The organism is Streptomyces hesseae (assembly GCF_031845785.1).
Taxonomy (GTDB): Bacteria; Actinomycetota; Actinomycetes; order Streptomycetales; family Streptomycetaceae; genus Streptomyces; species Streptomyces hesseae.
This window is the reverse complement of sequence record NZ_JAVRFI010000020.1, coordinates 117,259-133,322: the sequence shown is the minus strand read 5'-3', so window position 1 is coordinate 133,322 and position 16,064 is coordinate 117,259. Positions and strand designations below refer to the sequence as shown.

Sequence of the window (16,064 nt, the reverse complement as noted above, 5' to 3'; positions counted from 1 at the left end):
GACCCACCCACCCCACAGACGTCAGATGCCCGCCGCCCGCGACAGGTCCGTCTTGATGCCCGCCAGGACCTCGTCCGCGTGCCGGCGCGCGTCAGCCAGTGCCGCCGCCGACGCCACCGGCACCACGACCTCCAGGTAGCACTTCAGCTTCGGCTCCGTACCGCTCGGCCGCACGATGACCCGTGCCCCCGACACCGTCCCCGCCTCGTCGCCCGCCAGGGCGTACCGCAGGCCGTCCGTCGGCGGCAGCGACTCCGTGCCCTTGGACAGGTCCTCGGCGGAGACCACGTGCAGCCCGGCCAGGACCACCGGCGGCGCCTCCCGCAGCCGGCGCATCGCCGACGCGATCAGCGACAGGTCCTCCACCCGCACCGACAGCTGGTCGGTGGCGTGCAGCCCGTGCTCGACCGCCAGGTCGTCCAGGAGGTCGCTCAGCGTCCGGTCCGACTGCTTCAGCTCGGCCGCCAGCTCGGCCACGAGCAGCGCGGCCGTGATGCCGTCCTTGTCGCGCACGCCCTCCGGGTCGACGCAGTAGCCCAGCGCCTCCTCGTAGGCGTAGCGCAGGCCGTCCACGCGGGCGAGCCACTTGAAGCCGGTGAGCGTCTCCTCGTACGACGCGTCCGGCGCGCCCGCCGCGATGCGGGACAGCAGGGAGGACGAGACGATCGTCGTCGCGAACGCGCCACGGGCGCTCTTGTGCACCAGGTGCTCGGCCAGCAGCGCGCCCACCTCGTCGCCGCGCAGCATCCGCCAGCCCTCGACGTTGTCGGGGTCCGGCACGGCCACGGCGCAGCGGTCCGCGTCGGGGTCGTTGGCGATGATGATGTCGGGCGCGCCGCCCGCCTCCGCGGCCGCGCGGGCCGTCGCGAAGGCGAGGTCCATCGCGCCCGGCTCCTCCGGGTTGGGGAAGGCCACCGTCGGGAAGTCCGGGTCCGGCTCGGCCTGCTCGGCGACGACGACCGGCTCCGGGAAGCCGGCGCGCTCGAACGCGGCGGTCAGCACGGAGCGGCCCACGCCGTGCATCGGCGTGTAGACGACGCGGATGTCACGGGCGGAGCCGTCGGTGAGAACGGCGTCGGTGCGCGCCAGGTAGGCGCCGACGACGTCCTCCTCGCGGAGGATCTCCCAGCCCTCGGACGGGCGCGGGACGTCCTCCAGGCCGGCGATCGCGGCGATCTCGGCGGCGATGCCGGCGTCGGCGGGCGGCACGATCTGGGAGCCGTCGCCCAGGTAGACCTTGTAGCCGTTGTCGCGCGGCGGGTTGTGGCTGGCCGTGACCTCCACGCCGGCGACCGCGCCGAGGTGGCGGACGGCGAAGGCGAGGACGGGCGTGGGCAGGGGCCGCGGCAGCAGCGCGGCCTTCAGGCCCGCGCCGACCATGACGGCGGCGGTGTCCAGCGCGAAGTCGGCGGACTTGTAGCGGGCGTCGTAGCCGATGACCACGGTACCGCCGGTGTGGCCCTGCTGCTTCAGGTACGCGGCCAGGCCCGCGGCCGCGCGGATGACGACGTTGCGGTTCATGCGCATGGGGCCGGCGCCGAGCTCACCGCGGAGGCCGGCGGTGCCGAACTGCAGGGTGCCGGCGAAGCGGGTGCTCAGCTCGGCGAGGTCGCCGGCCTCGATGAGCTTGGCGAGCTCGTCGCGGGTCTCGGGGTCGGGGTCCTCGGCGAGCCAGGTCCGGGCCTGTGCGATGAGGTCTCGCTCCACGGGTTCTCCTCCGGAGGGGTTCGGGGGGTGCGCTTGCGGTGCTGGGTGGGCCGGGGCCGGGGTGGAACGGACCCCTCTGGGGCTGCATTATTTACGGCCTCGGGTCATCGGAACAGCGAACCCGGCAGGTCGCCGCAAATAACGCTTTACGCCCCTGCCGGGGCCCGTCCCACCCCGGCCCCTCCCGTCGTACGGCTCCACCCGCCGCCCCGGCCGGCGTCGGCGTCGGGCGATGCCGGGCAATCGGGCGGGCGGGTGGGGGGAGGACCGCGCCGGAGGCGCGGAAAAGCCCGCGCCGGAGGCGCGCGAAGCACCCCCGGCGCGGGAAAGCCGGACCGGCGAGGTCAGAGCTTGGGGAGAACCTGGGCCAGCAGGGAGCCCATCCGCGAAGCGGCGTCGCGGCCGGCCTCGAGGACCTCTTCGTGGTTGAGGGGCTCGCCCGTCATGCCCGCGGCGAGGTTGGTCACCAGGGAGATGCCCAGGACCTCGGCGCCCGCCTCGCGGGCCGCGATGGCCTCGAGGGTGGTGGACATGCCGACGAGGTCGCCACCGAGGGTGCGGACCATCTTGATCTCGGCGGGGGTCTCGTAGTGCGGGCCGGGGAGCTGGACGTAGACGCCCTCCTCCAGGGTGGCGTCCACCTCCTTGCACAGGGCGCGCAGACGGGGGGAGTACAGGTCGGTGAGGTCGACGAAGTTGGCGCCGACGATCGGCGAGGTCGCCGTCATGTTGATGTGGTCGCTGATCAGCACCGGCTGGCCGGGGCGCATGCCGTCGCGGAGACCGCCGCAGCCGTTGGTGAGGACGACGGTCTTGCAGCCGGCGGCCACGGACGTGCGGACGCCGTGGACGACGGCGGCGACACCGCGGCCCTCGTAGTAGTGCGTACGGCCGAGGAAGACGAGCGCGCGCTTGTCGTTGACCTTGTAGGAGCGGACCGTGCCCGCGTGGCCCGCGACGGCCGCGGCGGAGAAGCCGGGGAGCTCGGTCACCGGGAACTCGGCCTCGGGGGTGCCGAGGGCGTCGGTGGCGGGGACCCAGCCGGAGCCCATGACCAGGGCGACGTCGTGGGTCTCGGCGCCCGTGAGCTCGCGGAGACGGGCGGCGGCGGCGTCGGCCGCGGCGTACGGGTCGGCCTGGATGTCGGGGGTTACAGAAGCGTTCACGCGGACGAGGGTAGCCGCTCCTGGCCTACGCGCGTAGATGTCGCTGGTTACGGTGTTCCGATTGTTGCTTTGTGCGTTGCGACGAGACGGAATCGTCACTTTCCGCACATGCCCGGTAGGGCTCAGCGGGGCTCAGCAGGGTCGCTTGCGCAGTTCCATGACGTAGTCGTGGGGCGCGCCGGCGGATTCCGCGGCGTCGGCGATCTCGCCGAGGTAGCGGGCGGAGGGGAGCCCTCCCTCGTAACCGTTGAGGACGTAGATCCAGGCCGGCTCCTCTCCGTCGAGAGTGTGCACCCGGACCCGCATCCGGCGGTAGACATCCAGCCCGACACCCTCCCAACGGTCCATCGAGTCCTCGTCCATCGGAGCGATGTCGTAGAGGGCGACGAAGACCTGGGAGCGGGGGGCTTCGACGATCGTGGCGAGCGCGCCCTCCCAGCCCATCTGCTCCCCGCCGAAGGTCAGCCGCCAGCCGTTGAGCCAGCCGGTGCCGCGCAGCGGTGAGTGGGGGGCGCGGCGGGACATCAGCCGCGCGTCGAGGTTGCCGGCGTACGCGGCGTAGAGCGACATGGTTCCGAGGGTACGGGAGTGAGGCGGAACGGCATTTGGGGTGGCAATCTCGAAGGGGGTCCATGTGGAACGTTCTGGCGGGTTTCGCTCGGGATTCGGAGAGGATTCGCGTAGGGATCGCGCTAAGGAGGCCCCGGAAGGAGTCGCTTTGATGGGTGCGGGACAATGGAGTACGTGACTCGGATCGTGATCATCGGTGGCGGACCCGGCGGCTATGAGGCGGCGCTCGTCGCCGCTCAGCTCGGCGCGGAGGTGACCGTCGTCGACTGCGACGGTCTGGGTGGGGCGTCGGTGCTGACCGACTGTGTGCCCTCGAAGACTCTTATCGCTACGGCGGAAGTGATGACCAGCTTCGACTCCTCCCACGAGGAGCTGGGGATCATCGTCGCGGACGACACCCCGCCGCTGGAGAAGGCCGCCGGTGTGGTGGGCGTGGACCTGGGCAAGGTCAACCGGCGTGTGAAGCGTCTGGCGCTGGCCCAGTCGCATGACATCACCGCCTCGGTGACCCGCGCGGGTGGCCGTGTGATGCGTGGTCGTGGGCGGCTGGAGCCGGCGCAGGCGCCGGACGGGTCGCGCCGGGTGATCGTGACGGACGCGGACGGCGCCGAGGAGACGCTGGTCGCCGACGCCGTGCTGGTCGCCACCGGCGCCCACCCCCGGGAGATCCCGGACGCGCTGCCCGACGGCGAGCGCATCCTGAACTGGACGCAGGTCTACGACCTCGACGAGCTCCCCGAGGAGCTGATCGTGGTCGGCTCCGGTGTGACCGGTGCCGAGTTCGCCGGCGCCTACCAGGCGCTGGGCTCCAAGGTGACGCTGGTCTCGTCGCGCGACCGGGTGCTGCCGGGTGAGGACCCGGACGCGGCCGCCGTGCTGGAGGACGTCTTCCGGCGCCGTGGCATGAACGTCATGGCGCGCTCGCGCGCCCAGTCCGCCAAGCGGGTGGGCGACCGGGTCGAGGTGACGCTGGCCGACGGCCGTGTGATCACCGGTACCCACTGCCTGATGGCCGTGGGCTCGATTCCCAATACGGCGGGCATCGGGCTGGAGGAGTCCGGGGTCCGGCTCCAGGAGTCCGGGCACATCTGGACGGACAAGGTCTCCCGGACGTCGGCGCCGGGCGTCTACGCGGCCGGCGACTGCACCGGTGTGTTCGCGCTGGCGTCGGTGGCGGCGATGCAGGGCCGTATCGCGATGTACCACTTCCTGGGCGACGCGGTGGCGCCGCTCAATCTCAAGACGGTATCCGCGAACGTATTTACGGATCCGGAGATTGCGACGGTCGGGTACACCCAGGCCGATGTCGACAATGGTCTCATCGACGCCCGGGTGGTCAAGCTTCCGCTGCTGCGTAATCCGCGGGCGAAGATGCAGGGCATTCGCGACGGTTTCGTGAAGATGTTCTGCCGCCCCGGCACGGGCATCGTCGTCGGTGGTGTGGTCGTCTCGCCGCGGGCCAGTGAGCTCATTCATCCGATCGCGATCGCCGTCGACAACAACCTGACGGTCGAGCAGATCGCCAACGCGTTCACCGTCTACCCGTCCCTCTCGGGCTCGGTCGCCGAGGTGGCACGGCAGTTGCACACGAGGAAGACACAGCGCGAGGCGTAAGGAGGAGTGGCGGGGGAGCCGTTTGTTCCGGCTCCCTATACCACCCCTTGGGTCGCACTACGGACAACTTCCGTTAATTGCTGCAACCTGCTGAAAACAGATGGACGTTGGCGTTACTGTCGGTTTCGTGTTCGCTGCAGAACGTCGTCAATTGATCCTCGAAATGGTGCGGGCCAACGGAGCGGTTTCGCTCCGTGAGCTCGCCCGCGTCGTCCAGACCTCAGAAGTGACCGTACGGCGGGACGTGCGGGCGCTGGAGGCCGAAGGACTTCTCGACCGCCGGCACGGCGGTGCGGTGCTGCCGGGCGGTTTCACCAGGGAGTCCGGCTTCCCGCAGAAATCCCATCTAGCGACTGCCGAGAAGACGGCCATCGCCGATCTCGCGGCGAGCTTCGTCGAGGAAGGCGAGGCCGTCGTCGTCGGCGCCGGTACGACAACCCAGGAGCTGGCCCGCCGGCTCGCCCGCGTACCGGGTCTGACCGTGGTCACCAATTCCCTGCTCGTCGCCCAGGCCCTGGCCCATGCCAACCGGGTCGAGGTCGTCATGACCGGCGGCACCCTGAGAGGTTCCAACTACGCCCTGGTCGGCAGCGGCGCCGAGCAGTCCCTCCAGGGCCTCCGGGTGAGCAGGGCCTTCCTGTCCGGGAGCGGCCTGACGGCCGAGCGCGGGCTGTCCACGTCCAACATGCTCTCCGCGAGCGTGGACCGGGCGCTGGTACAGGCGGCGGCGGAGGTCGTCGTCCTCGCCGACCACACCAAGCTGGGCACGGACACCATGTTCCAGACCGTGCCCACCGATGTGATCACCCGGCTGGTCACCGACGAGCCGCCCCCTCATGACGAGCGGGCCGCCACCGAGCTCCAGGCCCTGGCCGACCAGGGCGTCCACATCTCGGTGGCCGGTCCGGGCGCGGGCAGCGGCCCCGCCGCGGGCGTCGTCCACGGGGAGGTCCCCACGGCCTCCCCGCGCCGCCGGGACGTACCCCCGCTGCCCGGCCAGCGCAGAAGCCTGCCACTGGGCCACGGCCAGCCGCCCGGACCGGTCCAGGGCGGACCGCCGGGCGCCCAGCTGCGCAGCGCGGTCTCCCTGGGCGAGCAGGCCACGGCCCGGGTGGCGGACCTGGCACCCCGCCGACGGTAGGCAGGTCCGATGACCACCATGGCCGCCGGAGCACCGGGGATCCGCGAGCTGTCCCCGGCGAAGGCTACGGCCGGGCTTTTAGCCCGGTCAGGGTGAGCGTGAGCAGGCGGTCGACCAACTCCGGGTCGTCCGGGGACTGTTCGACCGCCAGCGCGATGGCGTTCGTCAGCTGCATGACATCCACGATGTCCACGTCGGGGCTGATGGCGCCGGCCTGCTGGGCGCGGGCGAGCAGCGCTCGTCCCGCGTCGCGCAGCGGCAGGCTGCACCGCGACATGGCGGACCCCTCGTCCGTCTGCGCGGCCATCAGCGCCCGGGAGAGACCGCGATAGGTGCTGGCGTGCGCCACGATGGCCCGCAGCCAGGCGACCAGCGCCCGGCAGGGCTCGGGTGCCGCCAGCAGCTCGCGCGAGCGGGCGAGGATGCCGTCGACCTCGCCCTGGAAGACCGCGCTCATCAGCGCCGTGCGATTGGGGAAGTGCCGGTAGAGCGTGCCGATGCCCACCCCGGCCCGCCGGGCGACGTCCTCCAGCGAGGCGTCCGTGCCGTGCTCGGTGAACGCCGTACGGGCCTCCGTGAGCAGCCGCTCGTAGTTGCGCCGTGCGTCCGCGCGCATGGGTCGTGGTGACGTCTGCGCCGCGTCGGTCGCCATTCCGTCCGTCCTCCCGATTCGATGGCCGTGCCGGTGCCGGGCCCGGTGGCCACGGTCCCCGTCAGTCCCTCGTTCCCCCGTCAGTCAAGGATGCCAGGCCGCCGGGGGCCCCGGACGACGAACGCCCACGGGCCCCGGCCGGGAAGGCGGCGGGGCCCGTGGGCGACGAAGCGGGGAACGCCCCGGATCGGTCCTTGGCTCAGTCCTTGATCTCGCAGATCACGGCGCCGGAGGAGACGGACGCGCCGACCTCGGCGGTGATCCCCTTGATGGTGCCGGAGCGGTGGGCGTTGATCGGCTGCTCCATCTTCATGGCCTCCAGGACCACGACGAGGTCGCCCTCGTTGACCTGCTGGCCCTCCTCGACCGCGACCTTGACGATCGTGCCCTGCATCGGCGAGGCCAGGCTGTCGCCGGAGGCGGCGGAGCCGGACTTCTTGGCGGCGCGGCGCTTGGGCTTGGCACCGCCCGCGGCGGCGGTACGGGCCAGGGTCATCCCGAGCGAGGACGGCAGGGAGACCTCAAGGCGCTTGCCGCCCACCTCGACGACGACCGTCTCACGGCCCTCGGCCTCCTCGTCCTCCTCGGCGGCGGTGCCGGAGAAGGGCGGGATGGTGTTGGTGAATTCGGTTTCGATCCAGCGGGTGTGGATGTGGAACGGGTCGCTGGTGAAGGCCGGGTCGGTGACGACCGCGCGGTGGAAGGGGATGGCGGTGGCCATGCCCTCGACCTGGAATTCGGCCAGGGCGCGGGAGGCGCGCTGGAGGGCCTGCTCACGGGTCGCGCCGGTGACGATCAGCTTCGCCAGCAACGAGTCCCAGGCCGGGCCGATGACGCTGCCGGACTCGACGCCTGCGTCGAGGCGGACGCCGGGGCCGGTGGGCGGGGCGAAGGTGGTGACGGTGCCGGGGGCGGGCAGGAAGTTGCGGCCCGGGTCCTCGCCGTTGATCCGGAACTCGAACGAATGCCCGCGCACGATCGGGTCGTCGTAGCCGAGTGCTTCGCCGTCGGCGATGCGGAACATCTCCCGCACCAGGTCGATCCCGGTGACTTCCTCGGTGACGGGGTGTTCGACCTGGAGGCGGGTGTTGACCTCCAGGAAGGAGATCGTGCCGTCGTTGCCGACGAGGAATTCGACCGTGCCGGCGCCGACGTAGCCGGCTTCCTTCAGGATCGCCTTCGACGCCGCATACAGCTGCGCGTTCTGCTCCTCGGTCAGGAAGGGGGCGGGGGCTTCCTCGACGAGTTTCTGGTGACGGCGCTGGAGCGAGCAGTCACGCGTGGAGACCACCACGACGTTGCCGTGGGTGTCGGCCAGGCACTGGGTCTCGACGTGACGGGGCTTGTCGAGGTAGCGCTCGACGAAGCACTCGCCCCGGCCGAACGCCGCGACCGCTTCCCGGACCGCCGAGTCGAACAGCTCGGGGACTTCTTCCAGGGTCCGGGCGACCTTCAGGCCACGGCCACCGCCACCGAACGCCGCCTTGATCGCGATCGGCAGACCATGCTCCCGCGCGAACGCCACGACCTCCTCCGCCCCGGCCACGGGGTCGGGGGTGCCGGCGACCAGGGGGGCGCCGGCGCGCTGGGCGATGTGCCGGGCGGCGACCTTGTCGCCCAGGTCACGGATGGCGTGCGGGGGCGGGCCGATCCAGGTCAGGCCGGCGTCCAGGACCGCCTGGGCGAACTCCGCGTTCTCGGAGAGGAACCCGTACCCGGGGTGGATCGCGTCCGCGCCGGACTCCGCCGCCGCGGCCAGGACCTTGGCCATGTCCAGATAACTGGTGGCCGGGGTGTCACCACCCAGCGCGTACGCCTCGTCGGCCGCCCGGACATGCAACGCGTCACGATCCGGATCGGCATAGACCGCCACACTGGCGATCCCCGCGTCCCGGCACGCACGAGCGACACGGACAGCGATTTCGCCACGATTGGCGATAAGCACCTTGCGCACGATGGCTCCCTCCTTGAAACAAGGTGAGTTTAGGTACCGGCGACACTCTGTGCCGACCCGACTTCCGGGGTGACCTTGCCCACACGGAGCGTGAGAAGGGAGCCGTGCGTGAGCCCAAGTCCCCAGATCATCCACGGTACGCCGGGTTTCCGGGAGCGCCGCCGACGCGGCCGTGTGGCCAAGCTCTCGGATGGCGGCCGGGAGTGGCGGCGCCGAATCTTTGTGGAGTCCCTACGAACGGGTGACACAAAGTTTGCGTGCCGTCCCGGGCCGTAGGCACCGTTGACGATAGATCTACCCGTCAGTAAGGCCCCTGATGTCCGACACGCCCCGCGACTTCGCCGCCTCCGCCGCGACCGCGCGGAGCGTCTCCGTCACCTGCCGGCCGCGCCGGTGGAAGTCGTCCAGCGGGAGTGCCGCCGACACGGCCGCCAGGCCCTCGGACGATGGCACCGGCACCGCCACACACGCCACACCCGGCACGCACTCCTCCACCTCCACGGCCATCCCCTCGTGGCGCACCCGCCGCAACTGGACGTCCAGTCGTTCCGCCGAGGTGATGGTGTGCGGAGTGATCGCCCGCATCCCCGAGGCCGTCAGATAGCGCAGCCGGGCCGCCCGGGGGAGGGCGGCCAGCAGGACCTTGCCATGGGCGGTGGCGTACCCGTGGGCGTCCTGGCCGGTACCGAAGCCGCCGGTGGGGTGAGCCGCGGTCGCCCCGGCGAGCACGGCGATGTCGCCGTCGCGGTACGTGCTGAAGTACGTGTCGACCCCGGCCGTCCGGTGCGCCCTCGTCAGCAGCTCCTGCACCCCGTCCCCCATCCGCATCTGCTGCTGGAAGGCCCGGTGGAGGGCGGGCACCCGGTAGCCGAGGACGTAGCCGGCGGGCGTACGGGTGAGGTGGCCGCGGTCTGTGAGGGCGCCCAGCAGCTCGTACACCGTGGACAGGCCGCAGTCCAGCCGGCGGGCGAGCGCCTTGGCGGGTACGGGGCCGGTGGCGGCGGCGACGGCGTCCAGGACGTCCAGGGCGCGGTCGACGGACTGCGGCATGACGGTCGGGGCTCCTTCGGTGATTGCGATCGTGATCGTGCCGGATCCGGTCGTAAGAGGCCGGGGTGGTGCGGTAATTCCCGGTGGCGGGTGAGGCGTGGGTGGTGAACTGCGCTGACTATGCCGGGCATTGCCCCCGGTGGCCCAGGGGATCGTGACCGAAATACCCTGACATCGTTGATGAAGTCATGATCAAGCGCATTGCTGCCGCTGTCGTTATGGCCGGCGCCGCACTGTCCATGTCCTCCGGCGCCGCCGCCGCCGACCCCTCGCTGCCGACGCCGGTGGGGCCGCCCCCGTCGTCGAGCGCGGGACCGGTCGGCGTCACGGCCCCTTCACCGGACGCGCCGGCGAAGGGCGACCCCAAGGCGGACCCGGGGAAGCAGGGCCCGGCCAAGAGCGCTCCCGGCAAGAAGGACCCGGGCAAGGGCGCTCCCGCCAAGGGCGGCCCCGCCAAGGGTGGCCCCGCCAAGGGGCAGGGTCCCAAGAAGGGGCAGCCCGTCAAGGGACAGGCCGCCGCCCCCAAGCCGCAGGCCCCGAAGGGGCAGGCCCCCAAGGCGCAGCCCGTCAAGGGTGCCGCCGCGCCGAAGGCCCCCGTCGCCCCGGGCATGCCCGCGCCGCAGCCCGCCCCCGCCATGCAGGACATGGCCCCGGACCACGACCAGAGCATCTACCCGGGCGTGGTGAAGGGGCTCGGCAAGCTCGACCAGCTCAGCCAGCTGAAGCAGGTCGGTGCCGCGACGAGCGCGCTGCCGCTCTAGCCCTCCCTGCGGGCCGGTGGGGGCTGATCGCGCCGTTCCCCGCGCCCCTTCGGGGCGCGGTACCGGTCAGGCCCAGAGGTCGGTGATGCCTACGCCCAGCTCCGCGAGCAGCCGGCGGAGCAGCGGGAGCGACAGGCCGATGACGTTGCCGGGGTCGCCGTCGATGCCCTCGATGAACGGCGCCGAGCGGCCGTCGAGGGTGAAGGCACCCGCGACGTGCAGCGGCTCGCCGGAGGCCACATAGGCGGCGATCTCGGCGTCGGACGGCTCGCCGAAGCGGACCGTCGTGGAGGCGGTCGCCGAGGCGCGGCGGCCCGTGGCGGTGTCGATGACGCAGTGGCCGGTGCGCAGGACGCCGGCGCGGCCGCGCATGGACTTCCAGCGCGCGGTCGCCTCCTCGGCGTCGGCGGGCTTGCCGAGGGCCTGGCCGTCCAGCTCCAGGACCGAGTCGCAGCCGACGACGAGGGTGCCGGCGGCCTCGGGCCGCGCGGCCACCGCGGCCGCCTTGGCCTCGGCCAGTACCAGGGCCAGCTCGCCCGGGGTCGGGGCGTCCAGGGCGTCCTCGTCCACCCCGCTGACGATCACCTCGGGGGCGAGGCCGGCCTGGCGCAGCAGCCCGAGCCGGGCGGGGGACTGGGAGGCGAGGACGAGGCGGCGGGACGGGTTGCGGTTGCTCATGGGGGCCAGGGTAGGTGGTCCCCTCAGGTTCCCTCCCCGGCCTACTTGCCGAGCACGGCCTGCATGACCTTCTTCGCGATCGGGCCGGCCAGCTTGCCGCCGGAGATCTCGTCGTCCGGGACGCTGTCGTCCGGGTCGATCATCACGGCGACCGCCACGGGTGAGCCCTCGTCCGTCTTCGCGTACGAGATGAACCAGGCCAGGTTCTTCTGGTCCTTGCCCCGTTCCGCGGTGCCGGTCTTGCCGCCGACGGTGACGCCGTCGATGAGGGCGGCCTTGCCGGTGCCCTTGGTCGCGGTGTCCTCCATCATCTGCTGGACCTTCTTGGCGATCTCGGGCGAGACGGCCTCGGACATCACCTCGGGCTTGTGCTTCTCGACCGTCGCCAGGTCCGGGCCGCGCAGCTCCTCGACCATGTAGGGCTTCATCAGCTTGCCGTCGTTGGCGATCGCGGCGGTCATCATGGCGACCTGGAGCGGGGTGGCGGTCAGGCTGCCCTGGCCGATGCCGGCCATGGCGGTCTGGGACTTGTTGATGTCCTTGGGGAAGGTGCTGGCGCTCGCCCGGACCGGGGTGAAGGGCTCCTGGTTGAAGCCGAACTTCTCGGCCGTCGCGCGCATCCTCTCCTGCCCCAGGTCGGAGCTGGCCTTGCCGTAGACGGTGTTGCAGGAGTTCTGCATGGCCACGTTGAGGGAGGCGTTGCGGCAGGGGGCCGTGGGGTTCTGGTTGGGCAGCTTGGTCACCGTGCCGGGCATGGTCCAGGGGTCGGGGGAGTCCGTGGCGGCGTTGATGTCCGAGTAGAGGCCGTTCTCCAGCGCCGCGGCCGCCGTCACGATCTTGAAGGTGGAGCCGGGCGGATAGGTCTCGCGCAGCGCCCGGTTGTTCATCGGCTTGTCCGGGTCCTTCTGGAGCGCGTCCCAGGCGGCCTGGTCCTTCTTGGAGTTCCCGGCGATGGTGGACGGGTCGTACGAGGGCGTGGAGGCCAGCGCGAGGATCTTGCCCGTCCGGGGGTCGAGGGCGACGACGGCGCCCTTGCGGTCGCCCAGGCCCTCGTAGGCGGCCTTCTGCGCCTTGGGGTCGATGGTGGTGACGACGTCGCCGCCGCGCGCCTTCTTGCCGCTGAGCATGTCGGCGGTGCGCTGGAAGAACAGCCGGTCGTCGGTGCCGCTGAGCAGCTTGTTGTTGACGCCCTCGAGATAGCTGCTGCCGTAGCCCTGGGAGAAGAAGCCCGTGATCGGGGCGTACATCTTCCCGTCCGTGAAGGTCCGCTTGTACTTCAGGTCGCCGCCGGTCTCCTCGGAGCCGGTGATGGGCCGGCCGCCGACGATGATGTTGCCGCGCGGCTGCGAGAAGCTCGCGATCGCGACGCGCCAGTTCTTCTCGTGGCTGGACAGCTCGTCACCGCGGACGAACTGCACCCAGGTCGCTCTGACCAGCAGGGCGAGCACGAGGACGCCGGTGAATATCGCTATATGGCGTACGGGCTTGTTCATGACGTAACTGACTCCCCGGTTCGCGGCATAACACTGGGCATGACGTGAATCGGGCGAATGTAGTTCCAGAACGGACAAACCTATGTGGGGGCTGTGACGCACGGTGACCCCGCTTGCGACGGCCGCTCGGTCAGCGCATCCCGAGCACCAGGAACAGCACCACCATCCCCACCGCCAGCACGATCCCGGCCCGCCGGAGCATCAGCTGCGCCTCGCGCAGTTCCTCGGGCGGTTCGTCGGACGGGTCGGACCAGAGCATGGCCTCCATGGTCCGCCCGGAAGGCGTGTGGCGCCTGAGTACGCGTACTCAGGCGCCACGGGGATTCGGGCGGGCGGCGGCTCAGGCCGGCCAGTAGGTGGTGCGCCAGGCCCGGGGGCCCGGGTGCGGGATGCGCCGGCCCGCCGCCAGCCGGGCCGGATTGGACCACTCCGAACGGGCCGGGGCGGACGGCGCGACGGTGGCGCCCACCGCCGCGCGCGCCTGTACCACCGCCAGAGCGGCGGCCAGCTCCTCGGGTGTGGGGTTGCCCCGTACGACCTTGATCACGTCGGCGTCCCTTTCGCTACAGCGGGATGTTCCCGTGCTTCTTCGGCGGCAGCGCCTCGCGCTTCTCACGCAGGGCGCGCAGCCCCCGCACGATGTGGCGGCGGGTCTCCGACGGCATGATCACCGCGTCGACGTAGCCGCGCTCGGCCGCCACATACGGGTTGAGCAGCGTGTCCTCGTACTCCGTGAGCAGCTCGGCGCGCAGTGCCTCCTGCTCCTCCGGCGTGGCGGCCGCGGCCAGCGAACGCCGGTGGAGGATGTTGACCGCGCCCTGGGCGCCCATCACCGCGATCTGCGCGGTGGGCCACGTCAGATTGAGGTCGGCGCCCAGGTGCTTGGAGCCCATGACGTCGTACGCGCCGCCGAACGCCTTGCGGGTGATCACGGTGATCAGCGGGACCGTGGCCTCCGCGTACGCGTAGATCAGCTTGGCGCCGCGCCGGATGATGCCGCTGTACTCCTGGTCCGTGCCCGGCAGGAAGCCCGGCACGTCCACGAACGTCAGCACCGGGACGTTGAACGCGTCACAGGTGCGCACGAACCGTGCCGCCTTCTCGCTCGCGTCGATGTCCAGGCAGCCCGCGAACTGCATCGGCTGGTTGGCGACGACACCCACCGGGCGGCCCTCGACCCGGCCGAAGCCCGTGATGATGTTCGGCGCGAACAGCGCCTGCGTCTCCAGGAACTCGCCCTCGTCCAGCACGTGCTCGATCACGGTGTGCATGTCGTAGGGCTGGTTCGCCGAGTCCGGGATCAGGACGTCCAGCTCGCGGTCGGCGTCCGAGACCTCCGGGTCGGCCTCCTCCGGGAAGGCCGGCGGCTCGGAGAGGTTGTTCGACGGCAGGTACGACAGCAGCGCCTTGACGTACTCGATGGCGTCCTTCTCGTCGCCCGCCATGTGGTGGGCCACGCCCGAGGTGGTGTTGTGCGTCCGCGCGCCGCCCAGCTCTTCGAAGCCCACGTCCTCGCCGGTGACGGTCTTGATCACGTCCGGGCCGGTGATGAACATGTGCGAGGTCTGATCCACCATCACCGTGAAGTCCGTGATGGCGGGCGAGTACACCGCGCCGCCCGCGCACGGGCCGACGACCAGCGAGATCTGCGGGATGACACCGGAGGCGTGGGTGTTGCGGCGGAAGATCTCGCCGTACATGCCCAGGGACGCCACGCCCTCCTGGATGCGGGCGCCGCCCGAGTCGTTGATGCCGACGACCGGGCACCCCGCCTTGAGGGCGAAGTCCATCACCTTGATGATCTTCTGGCCGAACACCTCGCCGAGCGCGCCGCCGAAGACCGTGAAGTCCTGCGAGAAGACCGCCACCGGACGGCCGTCCACCGTGCCGTAGCCGGTGACCACGCCGTCCCCGTACGGACGGGTGGCGTCCATGCCGAAGTTCGTCGAACGGTGCCGGGCAAACTCGTCGAGCTCCACGAACGAGCCCTCGTCCAGCAGCAGATCGACCCGCTCGCGCGCCGTCAGCTTGCCCTTGGCGTGCTGCTTCTCCACCGCCCGCGCGGAGCCGGCGTGCGTCGCCTCCTCGATCCGGCGCTGGAGATCCGCGAGCTTCCCCGCGGTGGTGTGGATGTCCAATTCGTCGGCTACTGGCTCGGACACGGGATGCGGCTCCTGCTCGTCCGGAGGGGTGGGATGAGGGAAGGGGGCGACCCCTCGACGGGCCCGCCCCGGCTACCGGTTCGTAGCGTATCCGCGCGGATGCGCTGCGGCAGTGCGTCTTTGGCCACACCTTCCGGCTGGATCCGCGCCACCGGATGCCGCCCGGTTCGTCGGACTCTCGCCTCCTATGGTGGCTCTTATGACGCCCTCCGACGCCTCCGGCAGCCCCTGGTCCGACCTGGACCGGCCCCCGCTCAACGCCACCGCCCTGCGCCGCGCGCTGCTGCGCCCCGGCGGGCTGTGGACCTCCCTCGACGTGGTCCGGCACACCGGCTCCACCAACACCGACCTCGTCGCCGCCGGCGGACCCGAGGGCGCCGTGCTCGTCGCCGAGGAGCAGTCCGCCGGACGCGGCCGCCTGGACCGCACCTGGTCCGCGCCCCCGCGCTCCGGGCTCTTCTTCTCCGTCCGCCTCGTCCCCGGCCCCGGGGTGCCCGTCGAACGCTGGGGCTGGCTCCCGCTGCTCGCCGGGGTCGCCACCGCCACCGCCCTCTCCCGCGCCGCCGGCGTCGACACCGCCCTGAAGTGGCCCAACGACCTGCTCGTCACCGTCGACGGGGAGGAGCGCAAGACCGGCGGCATCCTCGCCGAGCGCTCCGGCGACGGCGTCGTCGTGGGCATCGGGCTGAACGTCACGCTCCGCGCCGACGAGCTCCCCGTGCCGGGAGCGGGTTCGCTCGCCCTGGCCGGCGCCGAGGTCACCGACCGTGACCCGCTGCTGCGGGCCGTGCTGCGCTCCCTCGCCGACCTCTACGAGGCGTGGCGCGCGGTGGGCGGCGACCCGGCGGCCTGCGGGCTCCAGCAGATGTACGCGGCAGGGTGCGCCACGCTCGGCCGGACCGTCCGCGCCGAACTGCCCGGCGGCCGTGAGCTGGTCGGCGAGGCCGTGGCCGTCGACGGCGACGGACGGCTGGTGCTGGCGACGGCCGAAGGGGTGCAGCAACCGGTGGGAGCCGGTGACATCGTCCATTTGCGGGCGGCCGGATCGTAAACGTCGTAAGCGCCCGGATCGTAAACGTCGTAAAGAGTGACCGCCGCGCCGTTGGAAGAGTGAGC

15 protein-coding genes are annotated in these 16,064 nt (G+C 71.6%); 4 read left to right on the top strand and 11 right to left on the bottom strand.

Translation table 11 applies throughout. The features are described from left to right. Window positions 1–21 precede the first annotated feature (21 nt). The 3 genes from RM609_RS26120 to RM609_RS26110 form a co-directional block, all read right to left on the bottom strand. The gene (locus RM609_RS26120; protein ID WP_311614011.1) at window positions 22–1,707 is read right to left on the bottom strand and encodes a phospho-sugar mutase; all 1,686 of its coding nucleotides are present in this window, start codon (window positions 1,705–1,707) and stop codon (window positions 22–24) included. A 344-nt stretch (window positions 1,708–2,051) separates the two neighbouring features. Then, window positions 2,052–2,873: a purine-nucleoside phosphorylase gene (locus RM609_RS26115; protein ID WP_311614010.1), complete on the bottom strand. Its 822-nt coding sequence runs from the start codon at window positions 2,871–2,873 to the stop codon at window positions 2,052–2,054. A 132-nt stretch (window positions 2,874–3,005) separates the two neighbouring features. Next, the gene (locus RM609_RS26110; RefSeq protein WP_311614009.1) at window positions 3,006–3,443 is read right to left on the bottom strand and encodes a gamma-glutamylcyclotransferase family protein; all 438 of its coding nucleotides are present in this window, start codon (window positions 3,441–3,443) and stop codon (window positions 3,006–3,008) included. A 165-nt stretch (window positions 3,444–3,608) separates the two neighbouring features. Between RM609_RS26110 and RM609_RS26105 the strand changes: the two genes are divergently transcribed. Both RM609_RS26105 and RM609_RS26100 read left to right on the top strand, forming a co-directional pair. After that, window positions 3,609–5,057 (top strand): NAD(P)H-quinone dehydrogenase, encoded by a 1,449-nt coding sequence (locus RM609_RS26105; RefSeq protein ID WP_311614008.1) that lies wholly within the window; start codon window positions 3,609–3,611, stop codon window positions 5,055–5,057. 100 nt (window positions 5,058–5,157) lie between these two features. Then, window positions 5,158–6,198, top strand: a complete 1,041-nt coding sequence (locus tag RM609_RS26100) for a DeoR/GlpR family DNA-binding transcription regulator (protein ID WP_311614007.1) — start codon at window positions 5,158–5,160, stop codon at window positions 6,196–6,198. Between the two features lie 64 nt (window positions 6,199–6,262). On the opposite strand, the gene RM609_RS26095 is transcribed toward RM609_RS26100, so the two are convergent. The 3 genes from RM609_RS26095 to RM609_RS26085 form a co-directional block, all read right to left on the bottom strand. Further along, window positions 6,263–6,850: a TetR/AcrR family transcriptional regulator gene (locus RM609_RS26095; RefSeq protein ID WP_311614006.1), complete on the bottom strand. Its 588-nt coding sequence runs from the start codon at window positions 6,848–6,850 to the stop codon at window positions 6,263–6,265. A gap of 199 nt (window positions 6,851–7,049) precedes the next feature. Continuing rightward, the gene (locus RM609_RS26090; RefSeq protein ID WP_311614005.1) at window positions 7,050–8,804 is read right to left on the bottom strand and encodes an acetyl/propionyl/methylcrotonyl-CoA carboxylase subunit alpha; all 1,755 of its coding nucleotides are present in this window, start codon (window positions 8,802–8,804) and stop codon (window positions 7,050–7,052) included. A gap of 294 nt (window positions 8,805–9,098) precedes the next feature. Continuing rightward, window positions 9,099–9,854 carry an IclR family transcriptional regulator gene (locus tag RM609_RS26085; RefSeq protein WP_311614004.1) on the bottom strand — a complete coding sequence of 252 codons (756 nt, stop codon included), beginning with the start codon at window positions 9,852–9,854 and terminating at the stop codon, window positions 9,099–9,101. A 188-nt stretch (window positions 9,855–10,042) separates the two neighbouring features. Here RM609_RS26085 and RM609_RS26080 point away from each other — a divergent pair, with 188 nt between their 5' ends. Next, complete coding sequence (locus tag RM609_RS26080) at window positions 10,043–10,615, top strand: hypothetical protein (protein WP_311614003.1); 573 nt, start codon at window positions 10,043–10,045, stop codon at window positions 10,613–10,615. Window positions 10,616–10,681: 66 nt separating this feature from the next. Here RM609_RS26080 and RM609_RS26075 read toward each other — a convergent pair whose 3' ends face one another. The 5 genes from RM609_RS26075 to RM609_RS26055 form a co-directional block, all read right to left on the bottom strand. After that, entirely contained in the window at window positions 10,682–11,293 is a 612-nt protein-coding gene (locus RM609_RS26075) for a Maf family protein (protein WP_311614002.1), read from the bottom strand. A 41-nt stretch (window positions 11,294–11,334) separates the two neighbouring features. After that, entirely contained in the window at window positions 11,335–12,786 is a 1,452-nt protein-coding gene (locus tag RM609_RS26070; RefSeq protein WP_311614001.1) for a peptidoglycan D,D-transpeptidase FtsI family protein, read from the bottom strand. 130 nt (window positions 12,787–12,916) lie between these two features. Beyond that, the gene (gene mmpB / locus RM609_RS26065; protein ID WP_311614000.1) at window positions 12,917–13,045 is read right to left on the bottom strand and encodes a morphogenic membrane protein MmpB; all 129 of its coding nucleotides are present in this window, start codon (window positions 13,043–13,045) and stop codon (window positions 12,917–12,919) included. A gap of 81 nt (window positions 13,046–13,126) precedes the next feature. Beyond that, a complete protein-coding gene (locus tag RM609_RS26060) occupies window positions 13,127–13,333 on the bottom strand; it encodes an acyl-CoA carboxylase subunit epsilon (RefSeq protein WP_311613999.1) in 207 nt (68 codons plus the stop codon). A gap of 16 nt (window positions 13,334–13,349) precedes the next feature. Then, entirely contained in the window at window positions 13,350–14,948 is a 1,599-nt protein-coding gene (locus RM609_RS26055; RefSeq protein WP_311613998.1) for an acyl-CoA carboxylase subunit beta, read from the bottom strand. 199 nt (window positions 14,949–15,147) lie between these two features. Here RM609_RS26055 and RM609_RS26050 point away from each other — a divergent pair, with 199 nt between their 5' ends. Next, entirely contained in the window at window positions 15,148–15,999 is an 852-nt protein-coding gene (locus RM609_RS26050; protein ID WP_311613997.1) for a biotin--[acetyl-CoA-carboxylase] ligase, read from the top strand. Window positions 16,000–16,064 lie beyond the last annotated feature (65 nt).

What these genes read in the sequence shown, in the direction of transcription:
- RM609_RS26110 (WP_311614009.1), bottom strand. Translation starts at nt 3,443, where the DNA reads ATGTCGCTCTACGCCGCGTACGCCGGCAACCTCGACGCGCGGCTGATG.
- RM609_RS26105 (WP_311614008.1), top strand. Translation starts at nt 3,609, where the DNA reads ATGGAGTACGTGACTCGGATCGTGATCATCGGTGGCGGACCCGGCGGC.
- RM609_RS26100 (WP_311614007.1), top strand. Translation starts at nt 5,158, where the DNA reads ATGGACGTTGGCGTTACTGTCGGTTTCGTGTTCGCTGCAGAACGTCGT.
- RM609_RS26095 (WP_311614006.1), bottom strand. Translation starts at nt 6,850, where the DNA reads ATGGCGACCGACGCGGCGCAGACGTCACCACGACCCATGCGCGCGGAC.
- RM609_RS26085 (WP_311614004.1), bottom strand. Translation starts at nt 9,854, where the DNA reads ATGCCGCAGTCCGTCGACCGCGCCCTGGACGTCCTGGACGCCGTCGCC.
- RM609_RS26080 (WP_311614003.1), top strand. Translation starts at nt 10,043, where the DNA reads ATGATCAAGCGCATTGCTGCCGCTGTCGTTATGGCCGGCGCCGCACTG.
- RM609_RS26075 (WP_311614002.1), bottom strand. Translation starts at nt 11,293, where the DNA reads ATGAGCAACCGCAACCCGTCCCGCCGCCTCGTCCTCGCCTCCCAGTCC.
- RM609_RS26070 (WP_311614001.1), bottom strand. Translation starts at nt 12,786, where the DNA reads ATGAACAAGCCCGTACGCCATATAGCGATATTCACCGGCGTCCTCGTG.
- mmpB (WP_311614000.1), bottom strand. Translation starts at nt 13,045, where the DNA reads ATGCTCTGGTCCGACCCGTCCGACGAACCGCCCGAGGAACTGCGCGAG.
- RM609_RS26050 (WP_311613997.1), top strand. Translation starts at nt 15,148, where the DNA reads ATGACGCCCTCCGACGCCTCCGGCAGCCCCTGGTCCGACCTGGACCGG.